The organism is Gilliamella sp. B2828 (assembly GCF_026537125.1).
Classification (GTDB): Bacteria; Pseudomonadota; Gammaproteobacteria; order Enterobacterales; family Orbaceae; genus Gilliamella.
In genome coordinates this window covers 24,660-48,125 of record NZ_JAFNMU010000009.1, presented here as the reverse complement: position 1 = coordinate 48,125, position 23,466 = coordinate 24,660, and the positions used below count along the sequence as shown (strand labels likewise).

The 23,466-nt window shown below is 34.1% G+C and carries 24 protein-coding genes; 13 read left to right on the top strand and 11 right to left on the bottom strand.

Annotated elements, in window-relative coordinates; translation table 11 throughout:
• Nucleotides 1–247: 247 nt before the first annotated feature.
• Nucleotides 248–1,435: a pyridoxal phosphate-dependent aminotransferase gene (locus tag J3U19_RS08595; protein WP_416380297.1), complete on the top strand. Its 1,188-nt coding sequence runs from the start codon at nucleotides 248–250 to the stop codon at nucleotides 1,433–1,435.
• Between the two features lie 120 nt (nucleotides 1,436–1,555).
• Here J3U19_RS08595 and J3U19_RS08590 read toward each other — a convergent pair whose 3' ends face one another.
• From J3U19_RS08590 to zapB, 4 genes are all read right to left on the bottom strand, one after another.
• Nucleotides 1,556–2,110 (bottom strand): C40 family peptidase, encoded by a 555-nt coding sequence (locus tag J3U19_RS08590; RefSeq protein WP_267341497.1) that lies wholly within the window; start codon nucleotides 2,108–2,110, stop codon nucleotides 1,556–1,558.
• The gene (locus tag J3U19_RS08585) at nucleotides 2,058–3,416 is read right to left on the bottom strand and encodes a DUF3482 domain-containing protein (protein ID WP_267341499.1); all 1,359 of its coding nucleotides are present in this window, start codon (nucleotides 3,414–3,416) and stop codon (nucleotides 2,058–2,060) included. Before J3U19_RS08585 ends, J3U19_RS08590 begins: the two co-directional genes overlap by 53 nt.
• Nucleotide 3,417: 1 nt before the next feature.
• Nucleotides 3,418–4,722 (bottom strand): DUF2868 domain-containing protein, encoded by a 1,305-nt coding sequence (locus tag J3U19_RS08580; RefSeq protein WP_267341501.1) that lies wholly within the window; start codon nucleotides 4,720–4,722, stop codon nucleotides 3,418–3,420.
• A 76-nt stretch (nucleotides 4,723–4,798) separates the two neighbouring features.
• Nucleotides 4,799–5,044 carry a cell division protein ZapB gene (zapB, locus tag J3U19_RS08575; RefSeq protein WP_267341502.1) on the bottom strand — a complete coding sequence of 82 codons (246 nt, stop codon included), beginning with the start codon at nucleotides 5,042–5,044 and terminating at the stop codon, nucleotides 4,799–4,801.
• A 99-nt stretch (nucleotides 5,045–5,143) separates the two neighbouring features.
• Here zapB and tpiA point away from each other — a divergent pair, with 99 nt between their 5' ends.
• Nucleotides 5,144–5,908 (top strand): triose-phosphate isomerase, encoded by a 765-nt coding sequence (gene tpiA, locus J3U19_RS08570; RefSeq protein ID WP_267341503.1) that lies wholly within the window; start codon nucleotides 5,144–5,146, stop codon nucleotides 5,906–5,908.
• A 66-nt stretch (nucleotides 5,909–5,974) separates the two neighbouring features.
• Here the strand turns inward: tpiA and J3U19_RS08565 are convergent, their stop codons facing one another.
• The gene (locus J3U19_RS08565; protein ID WP_038517432.1) at nucleotides 5,975–6,199 is read right to left on the bottom strand and encodes a helix-turn-helix domain-containing protein; all 225 of its coding nucleotides are present in this window, start codon (nucleotides 6,197–6,199) and stop codon (nucleotides 5,975–5,977) included.
• A gap of 146 nt (nucleotides 6,200–6,345) precedes the next feature.
• Here J3U19_RS08565 and J3U19_RS08560 point away from each other — a divergent pair, with 146 nt between their 5' ends.
• The 8 genes from J3U19_RS08560 to J3U19_RS08525 all read left to right on the top strand — a co-directional run bounded on the left by J3U19_RS08560 (nucleotide 6,346) and on the right by J3U19_RS08525 (nucleotide 14,817).
• Entirely contained in the window at nucleotides 6,346–7,032 is a 687-nt protein-coding gene (locus J3U19_RS08560) for a LexA family transcriptional regulator (protein ID WP_267341507.1), read from the top strand.
• 256 nt (nucleotides 7,033–7,288) lie between these two features.
• On the top strand, nucleotides 7,289–8,407 hold the full coding sequence (gene mnmA / locus J3U19_RS08555) for a tRNA 2-thiouridine(34) synthase MnmA (RefSeq protein ID WP_267341508.1): 1,119 nt from the start codon (nucleotides 7,289–7,291) through the stop codon (nucleotides 8,405–8,407).
• 1 nt (nucleotide 8,408) lies between these two features.
• On the top strand, nucleotides 8,409–9,056 hold the full coding sequence (gene hflD / locus J3U19_RS08550) for a high frequency lysogenization protein HflD (protein WP_267341509.1): 648 nt from the start codon (nucleotides 8,409–8,411) through the stop codon (nucleotides 9,054–9,056).
• Nucleotides 9,057–9,103: 47 nt separating this feature from the next.
• The gene (gene purB, locus J3U19_RS08545) at nucleotides 9,104–10,471 is read left to right on the top strand and encodes an adenylosuccinate lyase (protein WP_267346042.1); all 1,368 of its coding nucleotides are present in this window, start codon (nucleotides 9,104–9,106) and stop codon (nucleotides 10,469–10,471) included.
• A 124-nt stretch (nucleotides 10,472–10,595) separates the two neighbouring features.
• Nucleotides 10,596–11,519 carry a hydroxymethylbilane synthase gene (hemC, locus tag J3U19_RS08540; RefSeq protein WP_267346041.1) on the top strand — a complete coding sequence of 308 codons (924 nt, stop codon included), beginning with the start codon at nucleotides 10,596–10,598 and terminating at the stop codon, nucleotides 11,517–11,519.
• A complete protein-coding gene (locus J3U19_RS08535; protein WP_267346040.1) occupies nucleotides 11,516–12,244 on the top strand; it encodes a uroporphyrinogen-III synthase in 729 nt (242 codons plus the stop codon). The genes hemC and J3U19_RS08535 overlap by 4 nt, the downstream gene beginning before the upstream one ends.
• Nucleotides 12,245–12,470: 226 nt before the next feature.
• Nucleotides 12,471–13,907, top strand: a complete 1,437-nt coding sequence (locus J3U19_RS08530) for a uroporphyrinogen-III C-methyltransferase (protein WP_267341515.1) — start codon at nucleotides 12,471–12,473, stop codon at nucleotides 13,905–13,907.
• A 7-nt stretch (nucleotides 13,908–13,914) separates the two neighbouring features.
• Nucleotides 13,915–14,817, top strand: coding sequence for a heme biosynthesis HemY N-terminal domain-containing protein (locus tag J3U19_RS08525; RefSeq protein WP_267341516.1), 903 nt, complete (start codon nucleotides 13,915–13,917; stop codon nucleotides 14,815–14,817).
• A 47-nt stretch (nucleotides 14,818–14,864) separates the two neighbouring features.
• On the opposite strand, the gene J3U19_RS08520 is transcribed toward J3U19_RS08525, so the two are convergent.
• The gene (locus tag J3U19_RS08520) at nucleotides 14,865–15,188 is read right to left on the bottom strand and encodes an AzlD domain-containing protein (RefSeq protein ID WP_267341517.1); all 324 of its coding nucleotides are present in this window, start codon (nucleotides 15,186–15,188) and stop codon (nucleotides 14,865–14,867) included.
• On the bottom strand, nucleotides 15,185–15,880 hold the full coding sequence (locus tag J3U19_RS08515) for an AzlC family ABC transporter permease (RefSeq protein ID WP_267341519.1): 696 nt from the start codon (nucleotides 15,878–15,880) through the stop codon (nucleotides 15,185–15,187). Before J3U19_RS08515 ends, J3U19_RS08520 begins: the two co-directional genes overlap by 4 nt.
• 245 nt (nucleotides 15,881–16,125) lie before the next feature.
• Here J3U19_RS08515 and gmk point away from each other — a divergent pair, with 245 nt between their 5' ends.
• On the top strand, nucleotides 16,126–16,749 hold the full coding sequence (gene gmk / locus J3U19_RS08510) for a guanylate kinase (protein WP_267341520.1): 624 nt from the start codon (nucleotides 16,126–16,128) through the stop codon (nucleotides 16,747–16,749).
• 156 nt (nucleotides 16,750–16,905) lie between these two features.
• Here gmk and gloA read toward each other — a convergent pair whose 3' ends face one another.
• Nucleotides 16,906–17,313: a lactoylglutathione lyase gene (gene gloA, locus J3U19_RS08505; protein WP_267346038.1), complete on the bottom strand. Its 408-nt coding sequence runs from the start codon at nucleotides 17,311–17,313 to the stop codon at nucleotides 16,906–16,908.
• A 236-nt stretch (nucleotides 17,314–17,549) separates the two neighbouring features.
• The gene (locus J3U19_RS08500) at nucleotides 17,550–18,050 is read right to left on the bottom strand and encodes a glycine zipper 2TM domain-containing protein (RefSeq protein WP_267341554.1); all 501 of its coding nucleotides are present in this window, start codon (nucleotides 18,048–18,050) and stop codon (nucleotides 17,550–17,552) included.
• 377 nt (nucleotides 18,051–18,427) lie between these two features.
• Here J3U19_RS08500 and J3U19_RS08495 point away from each other — a divergent pair, with 377 nt between their 5' ends.
• Both J3U19_RS08495 and pgm read left to right on the top strand, forming a co-directional pair.
• Nucleotides 18,428–18,940, top strand: a complete 513-nt coding sequence (locus J3U19_RS08495; protein ID WP_267341523.1) for a hypothetical protein — start codon at nucleotides 18,428–18,430, stop codon at nucleotides 18,938–18,940.
• Between the two features lie 101 nt (nucleotides 18,941–19,041).
• Nucleotides 19,042–20,679, top strand: a complete 1,638-nt coding sequence (pgm, locus tag J3U19_RS08490) for a phosphoglucomutase (alpha-D-glucose-1,6-bisphosphate-dependent) (protein ID WP_267341525.1) — start codon at nucleotides 19,042–19,044, stop codon at nucleotides 20,677–20,679.
• A gap of 410 nt (nucleotides 20,680–21,089) precedes the next feature.
• Here the strand turns inward: pgm and J3U19_RS08485 are convergent, their stop codons facing one another.
• Both J3U19_RS08485 and guaB read right to left on the bottom strand, forming a co-directional pair.
• Nucleotides 21,090–21,395 carry a DUF6694 family lipoprotein gene (locus J3U19_RS08485; protein ID WP_267341526.1) on the bottom strand — a complete coding sequence of 102 codons (306 nt, stop codon included), beginning with the start codon at nucleotides 21,393–21,395 and terminating at the stop codon, nucleotides 21,090–21,092.
• 555 nt (nucleotides 21,396–21,950) lie between these two features.
• The gene (gene guaB, locus J3U19_RS08480) at nucleotides 21,951–23,417 is read right to left on the bottom strand and encodes an IMP dehydrogenase (RefSeq protein ID WP_267341528.1); all 1,467 of its coding nucleotides are present in this window, start codon (nucleotides 23,415–23,417) and stop codon (nucleotides 21,951–21,953) included.
• Nucleotides 23,418–23,466: the final 49 nt, after the last annotated feature.

Below are 23,466 nucleotides of genomic sequence, written 5' to 3'. Positions count from 1 at the left end.
GGTGCCTTTTTATAAACTAATGAATAAACCAGTTATTACCTAAAAAATGATAACTGGTTTTTCTATGCACTTTTTGTGCAATAAAGCATCATAGTTGTGCATTTTTTAACAAACATCGATTGCGAATTTTCTTCTTTTATCATTTCATACCTATAAATCAATGAAACTAATCTATTTTTTTAATTGGTATCATTTTTGCATTGATAATAATCGACTACATAAGGATCAATTAAACATGAGGTGAATCATGGTGTCTAATATAAATATCAATAGAAGAAAACTATTAACGTTTTCAAGTGCAGCAATAGCGGGATTGTCTATTAATCAATTTTTATCTAAAGCTTATGCACAACAAGTACAAAACACGATTTCATATACACTACCAATGATTGATAAGGTAGTTATGCCCGATGCAAAAAATCCAGTCAGGCTTAATTTTAATGAAAATGCTCTTGGTATGTCACCTAATGCCAAACAAGCGGCAATCAACGCTGTTCCTAAAGCTAATCGCTATGCTAAAGCAGAAATACCATTACTTAATATAAGATTAGCTAAACACCATAATGTCAATGAATCTCAAATCTTATTAACAGATGGTTCATCAGAAGGGATTCGTAGTGCTATTGCCGCCTATGTAAAGCCTGATACGCAATTGGTCATACCAGAACTTACGTATAGTGATGGAGAACACTTCGCTAAAATTTTTAATTTGCATATCAGCAAAGTACCAAGTTTACCGGATTGGCAAATCGATTTAAGAGGCTTACAAAAAGCTGTGGAGAATTATAAAGGCTCATCGATTGTTTATTTAGTTAATCCTAATAATCCGACTTCGACTGTTTTAGCAACTGATGCCATAGAATCATGGATAAAAAACAAGCCTAAAAATACTATTTTTATTGTTGATGAGGCTTATGCTGAGTTTGTTAACGATCCAGCCTACAAATCAGTCGATCATCTCATTGCAGAAGGTTGTGAAAATATCATATTACTCAAAACTTTTTCAAAAATTCATGCTATGGCAGGTTTACGTGTAGGTTATGCTGTTAGTTCCGTCGAAAATATTAAACATATTACCCAATATGTGGCTGGTGAAAAACTTAACTACTGTGGTGTTTGTGCAGCATTAGCCTCAATGGATGATCAGACATTTTTAACTTATTCAAAAAAAGCTGTTGATGTTTCTCGTCAGATCATGGAAAACGTCTTATCCGATCTAGGTTTGTATTACTTAAAATCTGAAACCAATTTTATGTTCCATAAAAGTCCAATTGATTTAAAAGAATATCGGGACTTAATGAAAAGTAACTTTATTTTGATTGGAAGAGATTTTGAACCGGCTAAGCAATGGTGTCGTATTTCACTCGGAACACCTGGAGAAATGCTATATGTAGCGAATATTATGCGGGGATTGAAAGAAAAAGGTAAAATTTAACTCTTAATTGATTTTAAGAAATAGTGTTGTTAACAAAAATCAAGCTCTCTAAATTAAATAATCTTTAGAGAGCCTATCATTATCAATACATTGAATAAAATAAGGCAAGCAGCTTTCTATTTAACTGCCAATTACTCGACGAGTCATCCAGTAACGTTTTTTCCAGTAATCATCATTCAGATTTGAATAAGTAACGCCTTTTGATGTTGAAGCATGTAAAAATTTACCATCCGCATAATAGATACCAACATGTAAACCACTACGACTGCGGCCTGTTTTGAAAAAGACTAAATCACCCGCTTGAGGTTTAGTCACTTTATAACCCAATTGAGCCTGCTCAGCCGCGCTTCTTGGTACTTTTTTAGAAAGTTTATTTTTGAAAAAATTAACAACTAAACCTGAACAATCACTACCATCTAAAGTCGTACCACCATAACGGTATGGGGTGTTATGCCATTTTTTATAATGGGAATCAATTTTGGCTAACATTACCGCATTTTTTTTAGCTGCTTTTGCTGATGTAGGTCCAGAACTGGTATTCACAGTAGCTGTCGTACTACTGCTGCAACCGAATAACATAAACATAGAAAGCAGTAATGTGATAAAAAAACGTTTTTTTACACTAAAAAAGGTGTTCGGCAACATTTTCAATTGTCGATTGTCTTTTTTTGTCATTTCTTTTTGTTCCTTTATTTAACGTCGACCAATGCGAATAACGCCTTGCTACTTTCAAACTTTTAGGTAAAATCCCTTTTTTCCATTCTTTAGTCTCTAGTTTAGACAATTTAATAGGGCAAGTGTTCGCATGGCTGCGATGATTTAAACTCTCTTTTAGACTAACAAGTCGTAACGAAAGATAACAAATAATAATATCATCAACACTTAATTTATTATAACCAGAAAGCTGATAACGCATTCTGGAGCCATAATGCTTAGCTGTTTGCACTAAACTACCTAAAGCACCACCAATTAGCGTTGCAGAACCAAGCGTAATGCCACCAGTAACGAAATCAATACTTGCACCAATTGTAGCACCTGACACAAAACCTTTCGTCAAATGCATGCCCATTGTTGTTAGGGCATCTATATTAAATAGATCGGCATTATAACGACCTTTTAACAAAGGTAAACACTCTTCACTTTCTAAAGCAGAGTTAAACTGATAAAGTTTTAACAGATCATTGATTGCCAACTGTTCTCGCGCTCTTACTTGATTTTGCATATCAACAATAGCTTGTTTATCATCAGATTTGGTCATTTTGTAGAAAGCAGTGACATCAACTAAAGCTTCAGCAATTATCAAATTAGCTTTTTTATTGCGAGTTTCATGCATTTGCGTAATTTTATTCAGCCATTGATCTAAAATCCATTTTGCTGGCTCAATTAGCAAAGATAAACTTTTATACAATCGCTCTTCGCCATCAATTGGCGGTACGATTGCATCGAACTTTATGATAGCATGAATACCAAGTCGAGAAAGTAATTTTTTCCATTTATTTTCATTCTGTTGTCCACTGGCGGTAAAATTTAACACCGCTAATATCGGTTTAGCACCACTGGCTAATATTGCTAATTCATCATGATATTTATCTAAAATTGGCTCACGCACATCGATTACATAAATTGCTGCATCACTTTTTAATAATTGTCTGATTACTTTAGCTTCTTGATCAAAGGTATTTTCAGCTTCTGGACTCTGCAAAAAAAACGTTAATTTATCTATACCATCAATTTTATTATTCGCTGGTGTTAATTGATGAATGTAATCATACAGTGCCAAACTATCTTCTAAACCAGGTGTGTCATAAAAGATAATAGTGTTTTGATTATCTACAGGCAAGGTAATTGCTTCGACATGTCTTGTTGTGCCAGGTTTATCGGATACATCACCAAAGTTACTATTACGAATTAAAGTGCGTAATAAGGATGTTTTCCCTACATTTGCATGCCCAACCACAGCTAATTTTAATGTCGTTAACATGTTAATATTCCTCATCTAACCACGCTGGTAAAGCTGTTTGTAACGATAACGCTTGCCAATTATAAAATTGTTTACCGTGATTTATAAACCAGATGCGACTTTGTTGCGATTTATTTATCAGTTGATTGATTAAATTTAACATTCCTCTATCAGGTGTCCTATCGGTATCAATAGCTATCAATAACTTCTTTGCTGGAGATAATTGTAAATAGTCAAGAATTTTACGACGTTGCTCACGCGTATTTAAAAAACCTAAAAAAGTCACCGAAATGGGTGGATTCCACTCATCTAGCACATCAATGGCTACCAAGAAAGCACCATCCCCTTCTTTCGCGAAATTTGGCGTTGCGTGTTTAAATTTTACGTTATCTTTCTTATCTTCATCTTCGACATGAAACTTGATAGGTTGTAAATCATCAGCTAATAATTGAAAATCGGGATGTTGAATATTGAATTTAATTTGTCGACAACTTATTAACCAATTAAAACCACAAATTATCATACATAAAAATCGAATTGCTAAACCATAAACAATGAAAACACCGAGCAACCAAATCGCCCAAGCAGAACGTATTTCTCCTGCATTTTGAGCATGTTCACTTAATTTAATCACATCATCATCAGGAATGATAAAACCGATTTTAGAGGGTAACCAACCTAAATAATGAGTCAGGTTGATAATCGTATCAAAACTAAGTAAGGTTGTTTTCCATTCGAAGCTATAATGTTTTGTTGAAAACAAGGCAATAAGTACAATTAACGTACTGCTTAATATTACGGTCCAAAATAGATTGAGTACAAATCCAATTAGCCAACGGATACGTCCTCCAAATAACTCAACAAAAGCTGGAATCAGTTGTTGAACGGTTTTTTTTTGAGAGAACTTTTTTGCTAACCCTAACCACCAATAAATTAAAAAACTACCAGTAAAATTACTAAATAAAAAAGATGAAGCTAACCAAACAAAAAACGTTATTAAGTGAAGACCTAGTAAACTAAAAAGCGCCCAATACAAATTTATTGGATTTTGACTAAGAGTACTAAAAGCCAACGATGCACCACAAATGATAGATAGAAAAACAAATATGAAAAATGAAAGGTTAATTGCTCTTAATAGATTTTTTTGTGCTGCATATAAACCATTTTGTTTTGATAGCATGACCGCACGCATAACGATACGATTAATCAGTGACGTTTGAGTCACTCTTACTTGTCGATTGATATCTTGATCAGCAAATCGCCCAGATTCTTTTTCAATTAAATGAATAGTCTGAGCAATCCACAACGATTTTAACTCTTCTCGCATTATAGTTAATTTTCACAATTAAATTAATGAAATATAAAACAAACGCAAGATAAGCCGCGTTTATAAATAGCGTGAATTATTGGGTGATTTCACCTATTTTAGTTAATAAAGTTTGGATACGTTGCTGCCAAACTTGCTGATCTTGTTTGAGTTTTTCATTTTCTTCGCGTAATGCTTTCATTTCGTCTGAACTGTCATTGATCAACTGTTCCAATTCTTGATTACCTTGTTTTAAAGTAGCAATTTCTTTTTGCAATGTTGTAATAGTATTAACCGTATGCTGAATTTTATTTTCTAACTGATTTAATATTTCTAATGTCATATTTTTCCTCAAGCTCATATTATTTATGTATAATACTTATCATTATAACGAATTCATTCTAAAATCAACACCTTTTTAAAACTTAAGTTGGAGAAAATTATGCGAAAACCTCTCGTTATGGGTAACTGGAAACTCAATGGTAGTATTGATATGGCTAAAAATTTAGTTGAAGGTTTAAGAAAAGAGCTATCGACAGAAGCAGCATGTGATATTGCTATTGCCCCGCCAGTCGTTTATCTAGACTTTGTAAAACATCAACTAGGCGGTTCTAATATTATTTTAGGTGCTCAAGATGTAGATATTAACCTTTCTGGTGCTTACACTGGTGAAGTTTCAGCGGCAATGTTAAAAGATGTGGGTGTAACTCATGTAATTATCGGTCATTCAGAACGTCGTACTTACCATAAAGAATCAGATGAGTTTATTGCCAAAAAATTTGGTATCTTAAAAGAATCTGGTTTAGTACCTGTACTTTGCATCGGTGAAACAGAAGCCGAAAATGAAGCCGGTCAAACTCAATCGGTATGTGCGCGTCAAATTGATGCTGTTATAAATACGTTAGGTGTTGAAGCATTTAACGGAGCAGTGATTGCTTATGAACCAGTTTGGGCTATTGGTACCGGCAAATCTGCTACACCAGCCCAAGCTCAAGCTGTTCACAAATTCCTCCGTGATCATATCGCAAAACACGATGCAAAAGTTGCTGAACAAGTCATTATTCAATATGGTGGTTCAGTTAATGATAAAAATGCAGCTGAGTTATTTACACAACCTGATATTGATGGGGCTTTAGTCGGAGGTGCATCACTTAAAGCAGATGCTTTTGCAGCGATTGTACGAGCGGCAGAACAGGCTAAAAAATAAATTATCGACGCCTGAAAAGGCGTCTTTTTAAGACAAAATTATAATTCATGTAGTAACAAAAAATAACTATTTTGCTTGAATGCTATAACGTGAAGGCCAAATTGTTTCAACAGAAACTTGTAAATATTCAGCAATAATTCGTTCATACTTAGGGCAATGTCGATATAATGCATTTCTCAAAGTATCAGCTTGTAAGCCACTTGATCTTGATAGCGCTCTTAAGTTTCCACCTCTAATTTTAATTTCACCTACAACTCTTGATGGTGACCAATCTTGATCTTGTTCGCTCATTATGAGATCCTCTTCAGGTTAATTCTTTGCTATTGTAATGATTATCGGCATTACAATGATGGTAAAGTGTTACCGCAAAAAGAATAACACATAAAAAAACGAAACAAAACTATAAAAACGAAAAAATTTATAAAATGGAATAAAAAATGAATGAAAACAATTTTAAAACGCTAAATGAGCACGAAAAAACGAGCATTTTAACGAAAACGGGCGTAATTAACTTTAAAAATAGATTAACTTTATTATTAGAAGGACTATCCGGTAACGCTTTTGCCAAAAAAGTTGGCATGTCAGAAGCTGTAATTCGTGATTATTTATCAGGCAAAACCTATCCATCTTTAAATCGATTAGCAATCATTGCACAAAAATGTGATGTACCCATTGAGTGGTTAGCGACAGGAAAAGGAGAATGTCGTTTACTTACCAATTCTATAGGTACAGAATTAATTCGTATTCCTTTTCATGATCTAACTAAAAATGTTAATCCATTATCACGAATTGAATCCATTCCTTTTGAAATAAATTTGATAAAAAATCAAGGTTGTAAAAGTGAAGATTTAACTGCAGTTTGGGCTAAAGGTGACAGTATGGATCCGACTATATCCAACCATGATATTTTGATCATCAATAAAGCATATTGCAAACCAATAGATGGTTATCTTTACGCGGTACAATATGATGATCAAATTTGTGTAAAGCGAATTCAAAATCAAGGAACTAACTTAGCATTATTATGTGATAATTCTAAGTATCCAACAATATTGGTTGATAAAAACTCACCACAAAATTTTGAAATTATTGGGCATGTTATCTATTTATTAAAGGATTTTTAATAAAAGCCTTCAGATGATATCTTAATAACTCTGTCGTTAAATCATTCGACAGAGTTATTAAACAAATATTAATGCTTTTTTTCTTTTCTCATCAACTTTAAAATCAGTTACAAAAAATATGAAAAAGTTTAAGGCTAACCCTATGTTTTAGTGAAAAACACTCATGTTCAAACATACTGCCATGGGTATAACTTTATGCTTTTTTAGTGAGGTATGATAAAATTATCGTAATTCTTAAGCCTATTATTTTGTTATTATGTCAAAGATAAATACATCTAAAAAAGTTGTTGTCGGCATGTCCGGCGGCGTTGACTCATCTGTTTCAGCTTATTTATTACAGCAACAAGGTTACCATGTTGTTGGCTTGTTTATGAAAAATTGGGAAGAAGATGATACCGAAGAGTATTGTTCTGCGTCCGTCGATTTAGCCGATGCTCAAGCTGTTTGTGATAAATTGAATATCAAATTACACACTATTAACTTTGCAGCTGAATATTGGGATAATGTATTTGAACATTTTTTATCTGAATATAAAGCAGGCAGAACACCAAATCCTGATATTTTATGTAATAAAGAAATTAAATTTAAAGCCTTTCTTGAATATGCTGCAGAAGATCTCGGCGCAGATTACATTGCAACCGGTCATTATGTGCGCAAACGAGAAAGTAATGGTAAAGTTGAATTATTACGTGGTGTCGATAACAATAAAGACCAAAGTTATTTTCTTTACACACTTAGTGAAGCCCAAATTAAGCAAAGCCTATTTCCAGTGGGTGAGCTGGAAAAGCCAAAAGTACGAGAAATTGCCCAACAATTGGGTTTGGCGACGGCAGCTAAAAAAGATTCAACGGGTATCTGTTTTATTGGAGAACGAAAATTTAGCGACTTTTTAGCGCGCTATCTACCGGCAAAAGCAGGCGCAATTCGCACTGTCGATGGTGAAATAATTGGTAAACACCAAGGGCTTATGTATCATACATTAGGGCAGCGTAAAGGCTTAGGCATCGGTGGTTTAAAGCAAGCTGATGATACTCCTTGGTATGTAGTAGATAAAGATTTACACAATAATGAATTAATTGTTGCACAAGGACACGACCATCCTGCTTTATTTTCTGATGGATTAATTGCTAGCCAATTGCATTGGGTTGATCGTCAAGTTATCAGCAAACCATTTACATGTACCGTAAAAACACGTTATCGCCAACAAGATATCGCTTGCCAGGTTACTCCTTTATCCGAAAATAAAATTGAAGTGATATTCACCCATCCTGTTGCTGCGATAACACCAGGACAATCAGCCGTCTTTTATCAAGGAGAAGTATGTCTTGGTGGTGGCATCATTGAAGAGCGAATTATAGGCAGAAAGGAGTCATAGAATGGACAGCAAATATCATCATATTGCAATTGCTCTTGCCGGCATTGCGCAAAGTGCAATATTAATTCCGCAATTAGCAAATTCAGGAATTTGTAATACAACATTATATGAACGCTCGATCAGAAGTGTATTTATAACCTCACCAAAAACAACATTAGAGGTTTATGGTGGCATTAGTAACATTAAAATTGGGTTACAAACACTTATTGAGCTACTTTCATCTGGACAAAAAGAACAGATGGAGATAATGCGTTATATTTTTAGTTCCTTAAATATTACCAATAAATTGCTTAAAAAGCATGATTCATTAAGTAAGATATCTCAAAGATTAACACACATTACTAGTCTTTATCCCGATTTGAATGATGAAATAATTGGTAGTAGTATTGAAGATTTATCCTATTCATTGGCTGGAATCTATTCTGATATTGTAAGCCCTATTTCCACCAAAATACAGATAACAGGTAAAGCCAAATTTTTACAAAATGCTTTTGTTCAGGCTAAAGTGAGAACGGCACTTTTAGGTTGTATTCGATCGGCCATTTTATGGTATCAAGTCGGTGGAAGCCGTTTACAATTTTTGTTTCATCGCAAACGTATTTGTGATGCAGCACAGCAATTATTACAAACAATGAATACAGCTTATTAACGTATATCTTATATTTGATATTTCAAAATAGTCACGGAGTTAAACCGATGGAATTATCCGCACTTACTGCTCTTTCGCCTATTGATGGCCGTTATGGAGAGAAAATAACACAATTACGTACCATTTTTAGCGAATATGGTTTATTAAAATATCGCGTTCAAGTTGAAGTCCGTTGGTTACAAAAATTAGCATCTCAAGAAAATATTCCTGAAGTCCCAGCATTAAGCCAATTAGCGATTGAACACCTTAATCAAATTATTGAAAACTTTAATGAGCAAGATGCATTGCGAATTAAAGAAATTGAAAGAATCACCAATCACGATGTGAAAGCGGTTGAATATTTTTTAAAAGAAAAAGTCAGCAGTAACGAAGAACTACATGCTATCAATGAGTTTATCCATTTTGCCTGTACATCCGAAGATATTAACAATTTATCCTATGCTCTGATGCTAAATATAGCCAAAGAAACGGTTTTAGTACCATATTGGCAACAACTTATTGATAAAATTATTTCGCAAGCAAAGGAGTATCGAGATTTACCATTACTTTCCAGAACGCATGGGCAACCAGCGACACCATCAACAATTGGTAAAGAGTTTGCCAATGTGGCTTATCGACTGCAACGTCAATTAAAACAACTCCAATCTGTTGAGGTATTAGGTAAAATCAATGGTGCAACAGGGAATTACAATGCACATATGGTTGCTTATCCACAAGTGGACTGGCATAAACTGAGTGAAGAATTTGTTTGTTCATTGGGATTAAAATGGAATCCTTATACTACTCAAATTGAACCGCATGATTATATTGCTGAATTTTTCGATTGTGTTGCCCGCTTTAATACCATTATGATTGACTTCGACCGTGATGTATGGGGTTATATTTCATTAAATCATTTTAAACAGAAAACCATTGCAGGTGAAATTGGCTCATCAACCATGCCACATAAAGTCAATCCAATAGATTTTGAAAATTCTGAAGGCAACTTAGGCATTGCTAACGCGATCATGAACCATTTAGGCAGTAAATTACCTATTTCTCGTTGGCAACGTGATCTCACCGACTCAACCGTGTTACGTAATTTAGGTGTTGGTATTGGTTATGCCGTTATTGCTTATCAATCAACGTTAAAAGGATTAAACAAACTTGAAGTTAATCAAACCTATTTGCTTGAAGAACTGAATCGTAATTGGGAAGTGTTAGCCGAACCAATACAAACTGTTATGCGCCGTTATGGAATTGAACAACCATACGAAAAATTAAAAGAATTAACTCGTGGCAAACGTGTAGATGCTCAAGGAATGCAACAATTTATTGAATCATTAGATTTACCAGAACACGAAAAAACACGTTTAAAACAGTTAACACCTGCTAATTATATTGGCTTCGCTGCCAGTTTTGTCGATAAACTATAATTTCTGCTGAACAGCAGTTGCAACAGCTTCGCTAAGGATTGATGATCACAAATCATCCTTAGCCCTATAAAAATAACCGAGTTAACCCAACAAAAAGCACTATTTGTCGAATTAGGAAAATGAATTGAAGATTCGTATTGCAACACGAAAAAGCCCATTAGCATTATGGCAAGCTAATTTTGTTAAACAAAATCTATTACTAGCGCATAAGAACTTAACGGTTGAACTTATACCAATGGTGACTCAAGGTGATATTATACTTGATAGTCCATTATCAAAAATTGGTGGTAAAGGTCTTTTTGTTAAGCAGTTAGAACAGGCAATATTAAATAACGAAGCAGATATTGCGGTTCATTCAATTAAAGACATTCCTGCTCAATTCCCGGAGGGTTTAATGCTAGCAACAATTTGCCAAAGAGATGATGTACGAGATGCATTTGTCGCTAATCGATACTCAAGTCTAAATGAGTTACCTGCTGGTGCGATTATTGGTACTTCAAGTTTACGGCGTCAGTGTCAATTGCGAAATCATTATCCCCATTTAATCATTAAAGATCTTCGTGGTAATGTAGGCACACGTCTAAAAAAATTGGATGATGAACAATATGATGCCTTAATTCTAGCGTCCGTCGGATTAAAACGTCTATCTTTAGAACACAGAATTACTCAATACATAGATACCAACATAGTTTTGCCCGCTGTTGGTCAAGGTGCTATTGGTATTGAGAGTCGAGCTGACGACAAACAAACATTGGACATTATTTCTGTTCTTGACGATAAAAGGAGTCGAGCCTGTATCCAAGCTGAAAGAGCAATGAATAATGCCCTACAAGGTGGATGCCAAGTTCCCATTGCCGGTTATTGTCAACTGAAAGATGATGATGAATTAGTCTTACAGGGTCTGGTTGGTCGAGTTGACGGTTCGAAAATAATTAAACATCAACTCATAGGTTCTATAAACGAAGCTGAATCATTAGGTGAAAAACTTGCTAAATGGTTATTAAATAAAGGTGCAAGTTCAATTTTAACGGAATTATTGGGCGCATGATTTTTGTAACCAGACCATCACCAGAGGGTGAAAAATTGACTGAGTTGTTTAATCAAGCCGGTCTATGTGCACAACATTTACCTTTTTTTAAAATTTCACAAGGTCGTGACATTCTTAAATTACAGTATCAGTTAAACCAGCTATTACCCAATGATATAGTGATAGTGGTTTCACCCCAAGTAACTCATGCCATTAATCATAATGTTACTAAATTGATCTTGCCAGCGGGCATTAGTTATTTTGCAATAGGCAAAAAATCAGCACAATTATTTAAGCAATTTGCTCAAGTTGACGTTTTTTATCCTGATAGAGAAGACAGTGAAGGATTATTAGCGTTACTTCAAAATCATCCTGTAAATCAACGTACAGTTCTAATCTTATGTGGTAATTCTGGTCGAAAATTATTGGAACAAACTTTAATGCGTCGCCAAGCCAAAGTAAAATTAATTGAATGCTATACTCGAATTCCCATGAGTTATCGAAAAGATGTTTTATCAAAGCACATCTCAAAACAACTTATTATCATTACCAGTCTAGAACACCTAAATCAACTGGAATCCTATAGTAGTAATGTACACAAAACGGTGAGTCATTTAATCGTAACCAGCCAAAGAATTTTTACAAAAGCTAGAGAGTTACAATGGCGCAATGTTTTATTAATAAAAAGTGCCGACAATCAAACCATCTTTAATGCAGTAAAACAAAACTTCTCTTTCCCTTTGTAATAAAATCAACCGATTATTAAAACACTCATGCTTAAATAATGAGCGCATTTTTTTATCTTATGGTGTTTTAATATGTAAATTTTTAATTTATTAAAAGTAATAAAAAAGGTGGGCTAAAAAAAGTTATTATGCAAGTTTGATAATTCAAACAGCAAATTTTATTTAAAACTAAGATAACTCTATGTCATAATATTATTAATTATATCAACGCTAAATGAGATCAGTTATGCCATTACGATATTATGGTGCCAATGCCACACTTTCAACGATTAGCACCTCCTCATTTAGTCATTCATCCACGATCACTACTTTAGATAAAGCGAACAAAACTATGAAAGAAGATAATAAAACATCAATAACCGCCCAATCTAGTCCAACAGTTGAAAAAAAAGTCACATCATCTAATGTCAATAAAGCACCTGTATCAAAACTGTCTCTGTTAGCAATAGCATTAGCCATTGGTCTTGGAGGTTTTGTTTTTTATCATGGTCATAAACAAGTTGAAAACCAAAAAAAGACTATTGCTCATTTGCAAACAGAACTGAATAATTTAAAACAAACTACCAAAGATAGTATTATTCATGACATCCAAAATAATATTATTGAAGCAGTGAATAAACAGAATCAAAAAATCAAAACATTTGAACAGAGTGTTGAAGATCAATTGAATGAACAACAAAAATCACAACAACAGTTATCAAATAAAATCAATGATGTATCAAAAATCAGTGAGCAAAACATACATAATATAAATGAGCGTTTAACGTCCATGTCAGCCACAAACTATAGTGTATGGCTAATTTCACAAGCTAATTATTTAGTGCATTTGGCTGGCAGAAAAATCTGGAATGAACACGATTACGCAACCGCTCGGTTATTATTAAAAAATGCAGATGTAAGTCTAGCACAAGCAAATGATCCAAGTTTAATACCAGCAAGACAAGCGATTAATGAAGACATTAATTCACTCTCTAAGGTAAGTCTTATTGATTATGATGGCATTATCATGCAGTTAGTTGGGCTTTCAGAGTCATTGAATAAATTACCCTTAGTAGGAAATTATAAGCAAATAAATTTAGGCATGACACAACATGATGGCGCAGTTACCCCAACCCAAACAGCACCGTCCGATACCGATATAACCCGTGCGCAAAACATAAATTCAGAATCTGATCTTGATAAGCAAGGTATTACTTCATCCATTTCAGATTGGTCAAGTAATTTTCTTACCAGTACAAAAGCCTTTCTGGCTAAATTTTTTACCATTGAAAAAATGGATGAAAAAGACAATAACTTTAAAACCTGTTTATCTAAAGCAGGTTTAGATGAAAAACAAATGCTGAGATGCCAAATTTTAAAAGATCCATTGAGTTTAGAACAATCACTTTATCTACGTGAAAACATTCGTTTTCGACTTTTAATTGCTGCTCAAGCAGTACCTCGACATCAAGAGTTAATTTATCAAAGGGCGCTAAGTGATGCTGCACTTTGGGTGAATGCTTATTTTGATGATAAAGCACCAAGTGTTAAAACTTTTTTAGATGACCTTAACACGCTATTAAACCAATCAATTAGCGACCAATCTGTACCTAATCAATTAGAAAGTACAAATGAGTTAGAAAAATTGATGCGAACTCGTGTTCATTCAATGTTGGCAAAATAGGAGAATAATGATGCTTAAAATATTAATTATTTTCTTAGTGCTAGTGGGTGGATTTTTTCTGGGTCCATTATTACAAGGTCATCAAGGATCAGCCATTTTTGAAGTTGCCAATTATAAGATCAGTATGTCGTTTAATTCCTTCATGATATTAGAATTACTGGGGCTACTTTGTTTATACGTCGTCTATTGGTTTTTTAAAAAAGTCTTTAATTCTAAAACAATGTTAGGTAATTGGTTACGCTCAAAATCGCCTAAAAAATCGGCCAAACGGCTCGAACAAGCTCAAATTTCACTGCTTGAAGGTGATTATAAGCAAGCAAGTAAATTTTTTATGAAAAGTGCTAAAGCCTCAACCAATACAGCGTTATCGTTCTTACTTGCTGCACAGACTCAAATTGACAACGACGAATTGATTCCTGCGAATCAATCTCTAGAACAAGCGGCCAAACGTTGTCAGCCTAATGAATTATTAGCTTATCAATTAGTAAAAACACGTTTACAAATTAAAAACCGTGAATACAGTGCAGCAAAAGCAACAATTGAAAAGTTATTGAATGAGAAACCACGTAATGCGGAAGTATTAAGGCTTGCTGATCAAATCTATTATAATACACAAGATTATCAAGCAATAATTGATCTTATGCCAGCTATGTATAAAGCAGAGGCGTTTAGTGAATCGCAATTAGAACAATTCAAACAAGTTGCCTATGTAAGTCGTATCAAGCAACTATCAACCGATAGTGATCCATTAGCATTAATAAAATGGTGGAATTCACAACCTAAGGCAATTGTTAATAACGTTACTTACAAAAGAGCGATGGTAAATTATCTAAATCAATTAGGTCAAACGGTTGAGGCAGATAAAATTCTTGGATCAATTGCCAAATTAGAACCAAAAGAAAGAACATAAAAAAACAGGGCTCTTGCCCTGCTTCTTTCTATCTGAAACAATCATCTTTAAACCAAAAAATACCGAATAGCCGCCATAGAGCACATGCCAACAATTACAATCCACATTAAATTTTTAGTCAAAATAGCAATAAAAATAGTTGGAATAGCTGCTAAACAATACTCAACATTAAGTTCTGGAAACTCGTCCTGTTTTGCAATAAAAAGATTTTGAACAAAAAGAGCCGTTAGTATGCACAAAGGTATATAAGATAAAAACTGGATAACAATTTCGGGCAATTGTATTTTGCGTACCAGTATAAATGGAATCACTCTAAGTAACCAAGTAACCAGACCACACCCTAAAATAATCAATAAGCTATAGGTAGTCATGCTTTACGCTCCATTGTAATGCCCATAAAACAACCAGCAAAAGTGCTAATCAGAATTGCCATTTCAGAGGATACAAATCGTAATAACAGAATCAATAAAACGCCAACGGTTAACATCGCAATAAGTCGATTTCTCAAACTTTTGGTTTTATCACTGATTAACTGTAAATACAAAAGTCCGATGAACATTGCAACTAAAGCATAATCTAAACCAAACTTTGTAGGATCGGGCAACCACTCACCAATTAAGGCGCCAATAAAGCAAGATAAAATCCAAGTAATATAAGCAGTTAAATTCAGTCCATGCATCCATGCAGCATCAATAGGTTTTTTGTTAGCGATTGCGTTCATTGCCACAGCAAAGCTTTCATCTGTTAATAGGCTACCAATTCCAATATTGTTGATTAATGAGGACTTTCGGAAAGTCGGTGCGGTCGCCATACTCATTAAAAAATGGCGAGCATTGACTAAAAACACTGTAAAAATAATAGCTGAAATAGGTGTAGCAACTAACATCAATCCGGAAATAATAAATTGTGCTGCCCCTGCATAAATAATCACGGCCAATAAAGTGATTTCTAATACAGATAAATGTGCTGATTTGCCAACAACGCCAGCCGCAATACCAATACCAATGTAACCTAACAAAGTTGGGATACAAGCGTAAACGCCCTCTTTAAAAGTTAATGACATGTTCTTTCCTTAAGAATATAACGATACAACAGATAATAATTATAATTTTTGTAAAAAAAATTCAGGTTAAGCATACATTTCAGTATATTTTTAAATAATATACTAACTTAGCATAAACTTATATCAACTAAACAACCCTCATAATAATATGAGACAAACTAACGTTAAATTTTGCTATAATATCGCCAAACAGGTTTTTATGGCAATACACTAACTTAATATTAATTAAAGTGGCAATCAAAGATATGTATACTGGAACGCTATTTATTATTTCAGCGCCAAGTGGTGCTGGTAAATCAAGTTTAATTCGAGCTTATTTAGAACAAAAGGATCATCATCCTGCTAAAGTTTCAATTTCTCATACCACGCGGAATCCAAGACCTGGTGAATTACATGGTAAACATTACTATTTTGTTGATCATAAACATTTTGAGTCATTAATTGATGAGCAAGCTTTTGTAGAGTACGCTCATGTTTTTGAAAACTATTATGGTACGTCTAAAGCTGAGATTGAAAAGAGCTTATCGCAAGGCATTAATGTTTTTTTGGATATTGATTGGCAAGGTGCTCAGCAAGTAAGAAAAAAAATGCCACAAGCAAAAAGCATATTTATTTTACCACCATCACTCAAAGAGCTTGAAAATCGCTTGACTAAACGAGGTCAAGATGATGCGACTGTTATTAATAAAAGAATGCAAAAAGCTCAATCTGAAATTTCTCATTATAATGAATATGATTACATTATCATCAATGAAGATTTTGAATGTTCTTTGAATGCTTTAAATTCTATTATTAACGCAGCCAGTTTAGAACAAAAAAAGCAAGCCTTAATAAATCAACAATTACTCAAAGAATTGCTTACTAAATAACTTATTATTAATCCTAAATAAATAAAAATAATTGAGTATTTGCATAAATGGATTAAAAAGTTGCAGTTCAATACCAATAGCAAATCTACAAAGCTTAGTTTATGCAATAAATGAATGAATCGCCGATATGATTCGGCGATTTAATGAATAACTTAATTAGTTACCCAATGCTTTATCAGCTTGATCATTTTGGATCAATTCAATTTTATAGCCATCAGGATCTTCAATAAAAGCGATAACAGTTTTACCCCCTTTAACTGGCCCTGCTTCACGCGTAACTTTGCCACCTGCTTGTTTCACATCATTGCACATTTTAGCTACATCATCCACACCAATGGCAATATGCCCAAAAGCGTCTCCATGATTATACTGTTCTGTACCCCAATTGTAGGTAAGTTCAATAACCGAACTGGATGTTTCATCACCATAACCCACAAATGCAAGTGAATATTGATATTCTGTATTTTCACTGGTTCTTAATAATTTCATTCCCATCACTCGAGTATAAAAATCGATGGCACGTTGTAAATCTCCAACTCGAATCATAGTATGTAATATACGCATTGCTGATTGTTCCTTTTAACAGTTAATGACACGAACTGATTTTATCTTTTAGCGGTTATGCAGGCAATTTTTTTATATTAAGATTAACGTCAGAATTGGTATTGAAAATAGGAAGATTTTCGAGAAGTAATCAATTATTCACTTGAAATGATGAATATGAAAGTTTTATAAATGAGACTTAAATTTCAACTTTCGCTCACCAATCAAGTAAGCGAAAGTTAATGGTTTTATAATTCTTATTTGTTATAAGCACGACCATAGCGTGGTGATGCACTTATTTGTTTACCATTTGTTACTAAACGTACATGTTGACCTGCGTAAAATTCATTAGCAGAACCTTTTTGTACAATGACAATATTACCGCCGTTTTCTCGCTCAATTTCCAATTCGACAGCATTTGTTTGACTAGTTTTATCTTCAATTGCACTGCCAAGGACCGCACCACCAATAGCACCAGTGGCAATGGCTAAAGCTCTACCTGTTCCATTACCAATGGTATTACCTAACACACCGCCAATCACAGCGCCACCTAGTGAGCCTACAACGTTTTCATTTTTACCATTTGAAGCATTGGTTTGAATTTTTACTGGACGGACCGATACGACAGTACCGTAACTAACTTGTTGAACTTGTTTTGCTTGATCAGTCGTATAAACATCACCCGAATATATATCACTGTTGCTACAACCAGATAGCAGGGTAACTAATAGAGCTGCTGTGACAATTTTTTTCATAATTTATTCCTCATATATATTGAGCATGAGCAAGCTCATACTATTTTAATCTTAATATTCTTTGACAAAAACGACAATATACTTTTCATTATTTTATCAATTGATAATACTATTTATTATCAAGTTGAGGTATACTCAGCTCAATAGTTTATCTACCATACAATTAGTATATGAAACGGTTATTTTTTCATTTAATATTATCAGTTATGATATCCGCCTGTCATAATATAAACTAAGAACTACAGACAACCGAAAAGCAATAACCTAATCAATAAATGATGGTTGCTTGTCTGATAAAGTAAACAACAATTTACATTAACCCGACAACATTGCAACGCAAGTGTGTCCAGTAAATTAATTTAATAGGCATAACTAACATAATGAAAACTATCGAAATTGACGAAGAATTATACCATTTTATCGCATCACAAACAAAACATATTGGTGAAGATGCATCCAGTATTTTGCGACGTTTATTAAAAATCAATCAGCCAGTTAAAGCTAAAATTAACGTTGTTTCCCAACCTGAAACCCAATACACATTATTTAATGATTTGTTAGATAGTGATATTTTTATTAACGAAAAATCAATCATCAGCCGTTTTATATTATTACTTGGCGCACTTTATAACTATAATCCAGCCCTTTTTTCGATAGCGGCCACATCATTACATGGCAGTAAGCGACAATATTTAGCTAAAGATAAAAAGTCTTTAGAAATATCAGGTAAAAATACCAAGCCACGTGAAGTGATAGGAACACCTTATTGGGTTATAAGTAATACTAATACTGCTAGAAAAATGTATATATTAGAATCAATAATGAGTGATATGGGCATTTCGGAAAGCATGATAAACCAAGTCATCAATATTTTTTCAGCACAAACAAAATAATGCACTGGCTATACGTGTATTAAATAGTCAACATAATTGCTAAGATAGATAGAGATGTGCATTAAGATATAAATATTCAATTTTGGAAAAAGGAGTATAAAATGGCAAATCATAGCCGGGCAGGATTATTAGCTAAGCCAGCCGATTTGATTAACGTTGAAATGTTGAAAAATAATTACTATCAAATCAACCCTGATCCAGAAAATGCCAGTCAATTAGTGATCTTTGGCACATCGGGTCATCGAGGTAGTGCTAATAAAGGTACATTTAACGAAGCGCATATTTTAGCTGTGGCTCAAGCAATAGCCGAATACCGAAAAGCAAATAATGTCACTGGTCCGTGTTTTATTGGTCAAGATACTCATGCCCTTTCTGAATTAGCATTAAAATCTGTACTTGAAGTTTTTGTTGCAAACGAGCAAACCGTCGTTATCGCGCGTGATTGGGGATATACTCCTACTCCTGTCATTTCACATGCCATATTAACATTTAATCAAGATAAACAATCACAACTTGCCGATGGTATTGTCATTACTCCTTCGCATAATCCCCCTGAAGATGGTGGCATAAAATATAATCCAACTAATGGTGGACCCGCTGATACGGATATTACCAAACAGATTGAAAATCGTGCAAATGAACTACTTAAAAATCATCTTAATGGTGTAAAACGGGTTTCTTTAGAAAAAGCAATCAACTCTTCTTATATTCATACCAAAGAATATGAAACGGATTATATTAATGATTTGGAAAATATTTTAGATTTAGCATTAATTAAATCCTCAAATTTAAAGATAGGTGTAGATCCATTAGGTGGTGCAGCTATCACTTATTGGCCGCGTATTGCTGAAAAATATGGCATTAACCTCAATATGGTGAACAATAAAATTGACCCAACTTTTAGCTTTATGCATTTGGATCATGATGAAGTAATTAGAATGGATTGCTCCAGCCAATGGGCAATGGCCGGTTTATTGCAATTAAAAGATAAATTTGATTTAGCATTTGGCAACGATACGGATTCTGACCGTCATGGTATTGTAACGCCTAAAGGTTTAATGAACCCTAATGCTTATCTTTCAGCTTGTGTTAACTATCTTTTTCAAAATCGCCCTCAATGGCATAAAGATATCGCTATTGGTAAAACTTTAGTTACCAGTTCAATGATAGATCGTGTAGCAAGCAACCTTCATAAAACATATTTAGAGTATCCAGTTGGTTTTAAATGGTATGCAGAGGGGCTTTATAACGGTAAGTTGGGATTTGCTGGGGAAGAGAGTGCTGGTGCATCCTTCTTAAGAACGAATGGCAAAGTTTGGACAACCGATAAAGATGGTATTATTCTCTGTTTGCTTGCAGCTGAAATGACTGCCAAAACTGGCAAAAATCCTCAAGAACAATATCAAGAACTTGAAGCCAAATTTGGGGTATCTTATTACGGACGAATTCAAGCACCTGCAACCTTTGATGAAAAACAAAAATTATCTAAACTTGATGCCAGTCAACTTACTACTGACAACCTTGGCGGCGAAAAGATCAGCCAATGTCTAACCAAAGCTCCTGCTAATAATGCACCAATTGGGGGGCTGAAAGTAATTACCGAAAATGGTTGGTTTGCTGCTCGTCCTTCTGGTACTGAAGATGCATATAAAATCTATGCTGAAAGCTTTATCGATAGTGATCATTTAGCAACTTTACAAAAAGAAGCACAAGAAATCGTTGCCAAAGCAATAAAATAACCCTGCAAATTAGGCTTTTATGCCTAAAAAATAGCAGTCATTACGGCTGCTATTTTGTTTTTCTAAAAACATTTTTAATCTTTTTTCAGTAAAAAAATTAAAATTCTCATAATGAAAGATAGCATTATAAAAAAGAATGCTGAACCTTATAATGAGTTACTTTTTGAAGTGGAATAAAGAGGTATCTATTGATGTTCAAGATCCTGACTAAGAATTGGGATAGCTTCAGAGATTGCAACTTTTAAAAATTGATACCATTATCCTATTATTTATAATAGAACTGTAACATTAATCTAACAAATTATTTTAAACAATTGTTATAAATACAATTGTTAAAAAATAAATGCCTATACATTAAATGTCCTGTTAACAGGTAATTAAATATTGCAATCTTAAAGTTTAAAAAAAATTCAGTTCGCTTCTCCTGGTAATTTTTCATTTTTTCCAATTTTAATTATTTCAGCAGCTGTTTTACCATTAATTTTGTTTTTGATAATCTCTTGTTTCTTTTTCGCGTCGCCAGCTGCTTCAATAGCTGAATTAATCATAATTCTACCGATTGAGATATTAAATGATTGTAGCTGATTGTCTTGAAGTTTATTTGCCATTTCAGAAATCGATTTTTTTAGGTTTTCTGCTGATGACGCATCAATGGTTTTATCACCACAACCTGTCAATAGTACCAACGAAATTAATGCAATTGATAATTTCTTCATTTCCTTTTTCCATTTATCCTTATAAAGTACTGAATATTAGTAATATGTTATAGGTAAATTCAATACAGATCAATTTTTTTTACGCAAAAAAATATTTACCAAAAACATTAATTTTGTTAATTTTTTTAAACAAATTTCGAAAAGGATTTACTATCAATATTGAAACAAATTTTTTAACCAACCACGTGCTCGAGCAACTCATTAAACTGGTCATTTTGAAATAAATAATGCGGCATAGGTAACCAATCTATCAAAAATGCTCAATATCAGATGAAAAAAAGAATTTTTTAAATAATGGCGATTTTATGCTCTAAAAATACCTTATGTAAAAAATATTTAGGAGTCTATACCGTTTAATTTTATTTATTAATCCAGAATTTTCTCGCAAACATTAATTATAGTTAACATCAACAAAAGTAAATGTATGATGATAAAGTATCATTGATTAAAGGGACATGATCAGCCCCTTTAATTTCAATAAATTTTTGAAATGATAAAGTAACCTATTTGAAAATACCTTAAATCAAACAAGGCTGGAAAAGAGATATAATGAAATTATACCCCAGCTCGATAGTTAGGCGGCTCTTTAGTAATTAAAACATCATGCACATGGCTTTCTTTCATACCTGCACCCGTGATGCGATAAAATTTCGATTTAGTACGCAATTCATCGATCGTTGCACATCCAGTTAATCCCATACAAGAACGTAATCCGCCCATTTGTTGGTGAATGATTTCTTTTAACAAACCTTTATAGGCAATACGCCCTTCAATACCTTCAGGTACAAGTTTGTCAGCAGCATTGTCTGTTTGAAAATAGCGATCGGAAGATCCTTTTGCCATTGCACCAAGCGAACCCATTCCACGGTAGGATTTATATGCACGACCTTGGAACAATTCAATCTCACCTGGGGCTTCTTCTGTGCCAGCAAACAAAGAACCAACCATAACACAAGCCGCACCAGCAGCTATGGCTTTAGCAATATCCCCAGAAAAACGAATGCCACCATCTGCAATAACTGGAATATTGTGTTTTTGAGCCATCTCAACTGCATCCATAATCGCACTTATTTGAGGTACACCAACGCCAGTAACGATACGAGTTGTACAGATTGAACCAGGACCTATACCCACTTTAACGGCATTAACACCAGCATCAATGAGTGCTTTAGCACCTTCGGCTGTAGCAACATTTCCTCCGATGATTTGTAAATCAGGATAGGCTTTACGCGCTTGTCGAATACGCTCTAATACTCCCTCAGAGTGACCATGAGAAGAATCAATTAATAATACATCAACACCAGCTTCAACTAATGCTGCAATGCGCTCCTCATTTCCTGCACCAGCTCCCACTGCTGCCCCCACTCGCAAACGCCCTTTTTCGTCTTTACATGCATTAGGTTTTTGTTCAGCTTTATTGTAATCTTTGACAGTGATCATACCTTTTAGATGGAATTTCGAATCAACAACTAACACTTTTTCGATGCGATGTTCATGCATTTGTTTTAGGACGATCTCACGCTGTTCACCTTCTCTTACCGTCACTAAACGTTCTTTCGGTGTCATTACCGCAGTAACGGGCAGTGATAAATCAGTTGCAAATCGAACATCTCGTGCAGTAATTATCCCCACTAATTCTTGTGACTCTGTCACAACTGGAAAACCAGCAAAGCCATATTCTTTTGCTAAATCGATCACTTGTTTGATCGTGGCTGTTGGTAAAACAGTTACCGGATCTTGTACTATACCGCTTTCGTGTTTTTTTACTCGTCTAACATGATTAGCTTGATTTTCAATCGACATATTTTTATGGATAAAACCAATACCACCTTCTTGCGCTAACGCAATGGCTAAATCAGATTCAGTAACGGTATCCATTGCGGCTGAAAGCATTGGAATATTTAGTTTAATGGTTTGGGTAAGTTGCGTACTAATATCAGCGGTGTTAGGTAAAACAGTGGAATGGGCTGGCACTAATAACACGTCGTCAAACGTGAGGGCTTCTTTTACTATACGAGACATGACAATATTCACCATTGAGTTTTATTGTTGATAAAATATTGCCGATGTA

Coding starts and splice junctions, on each gene's coding strand:
- J3U19_RS08595 (WP_416380297.1), top strand. CDS start 248: ATGGTGTCTAATATAAATATCAATAGAAGAAAACTATTAACGTTTTCA.
- J3U19_RS08590 (WP_267341497.1), bottom strand. CDS start 2,110: ATGACAAAAAAAGACAATCGACAATTGAAAATGTTGCCGAACACCTTT.
- J3U19_RS08585 (WP_267341499.1), bottom strand. CDS start 3,416: ATGTTAACGACATTAAAATTAGCTGTGGTTGGGCATGCAAATGTAGGG.
- J3U19_RS08580 (WP_267341501.1), bottom strand. CDS start 4,722: ATGCGAGAAGAGTTAAAATCGTTGTGGATTGCTCAGACTATTCATTTA.
- zapB (WP_267341502.1), bottom strand. CDS start 5,044: ATGACATTAGAAATATTAAATCAGTTAGAAAATAAAATTCAGCATACG.
- tpiA (WP_267341503.1), top strand. CDS start 5,144: ATGCGAAAACCTCTCGTTATGGGTAACTGGAAACTCAATGGTAGTATT.
- J3U19_RS08565 (WP_038517432.1), bottom strand. CDS start 6,199: ATGAGCGAACAAGATCAAGATTGGTCACCATCAAGAGTTGTAGGTGAA.
- J3U19_RS08560 (WP_267341507.1), top strand. CDS start 6,346: ATGAATGAAAACAATTTTAAAACGCTAAATGAGCACGAAAAAACGAGC.
- mnmA (WP_267341508.1), top strand. CDS start 7,289: ATGTCAAAGATAAATACATCTAAAAAAGTTGTTGTCGGCATGTCCGGC.
- hflD (WP_267341509.1), top strand. CDS start 8,409: ATGGACAGCAAATATCATCATATTGCAATTGCTCTTGCCGGCATTGCG.
- purB (WP_267346042.1), top strand. CDS start 9,104: ATGGAATTATCCGCACTTACTGCTCTTTCGCCTATTGATGGCCGTTAT.
- J3U19_RS08535 (WP_267346040.1), top strand. CDS start 11,516: ATGATTTTTGTAACCAGACCATCACCAGAGGGTGAAAAATTGACTGAG.
- J3U19_RS08530 (WP_267341515.1), top strand. CDS start 12,471: ATGCCATTACGATATTATGGTGCCAATGCCACACTTTCAACGATTAGC.
- J3U19_RS08525 (WP_267341516.1), top strand. CDS start 13,915: ATGATGCTTAAAATATTAATTATTTTCTTAGTGCTAGTGGGTGGATTT.
- J3U19_RS08520 (WP_267341517.1), bottom strand. CDS start 15,188: ATGACTACCTATAGCTTATTGATTATTTTAGGGTGTGGTCTGGTTACT.
- J3U19_RS08515 (WP_267341519.1), bottom strand. CDS start 15,880: ATGTCATTAACTTTTAAAGAGGGCGTTTACGCTTGTATCCCAACTTTG.
- gmk (WP_267341520.1), top strand. CDS start 16,126: ATGTATACTGGAACGCTATTTATTATTTCAGCGCCAAGTGGTGCTGGT.
- gloA (WP_267346038.1), bottom strand. CDS start 17,313: ATGCGTATATTACATACTATGATTCGAGTTGGAGATTTACAACGTGCC.
- J3U19_RS08495 (WP_267341523.1), top strand. CDS start 18,428: ATGAAAACTATCGAAATTGACGAAGAATTATACCATTTTATCGCATCA.
- pgm (WP_267341525.1), top strand. CDS start 19,042: ATGGCAAATCATAGCCGGGCAGGATTATTAGCTAAGCCAGCCGATTTG.
- J3U19_RS08485 (WP_267341526.1), bottom strand. CDS start 21,395: ATGAAGAAATTATCAATTGCATTAATTTCGTTGGTACTATTGACAGGT.
- guaB (WP_267341528.1), bottom strand. CDS start 23,417: ATGTCTCGTATAGTAAAAGAAGCCCTCACGTTTGACGACGTGTTATTA.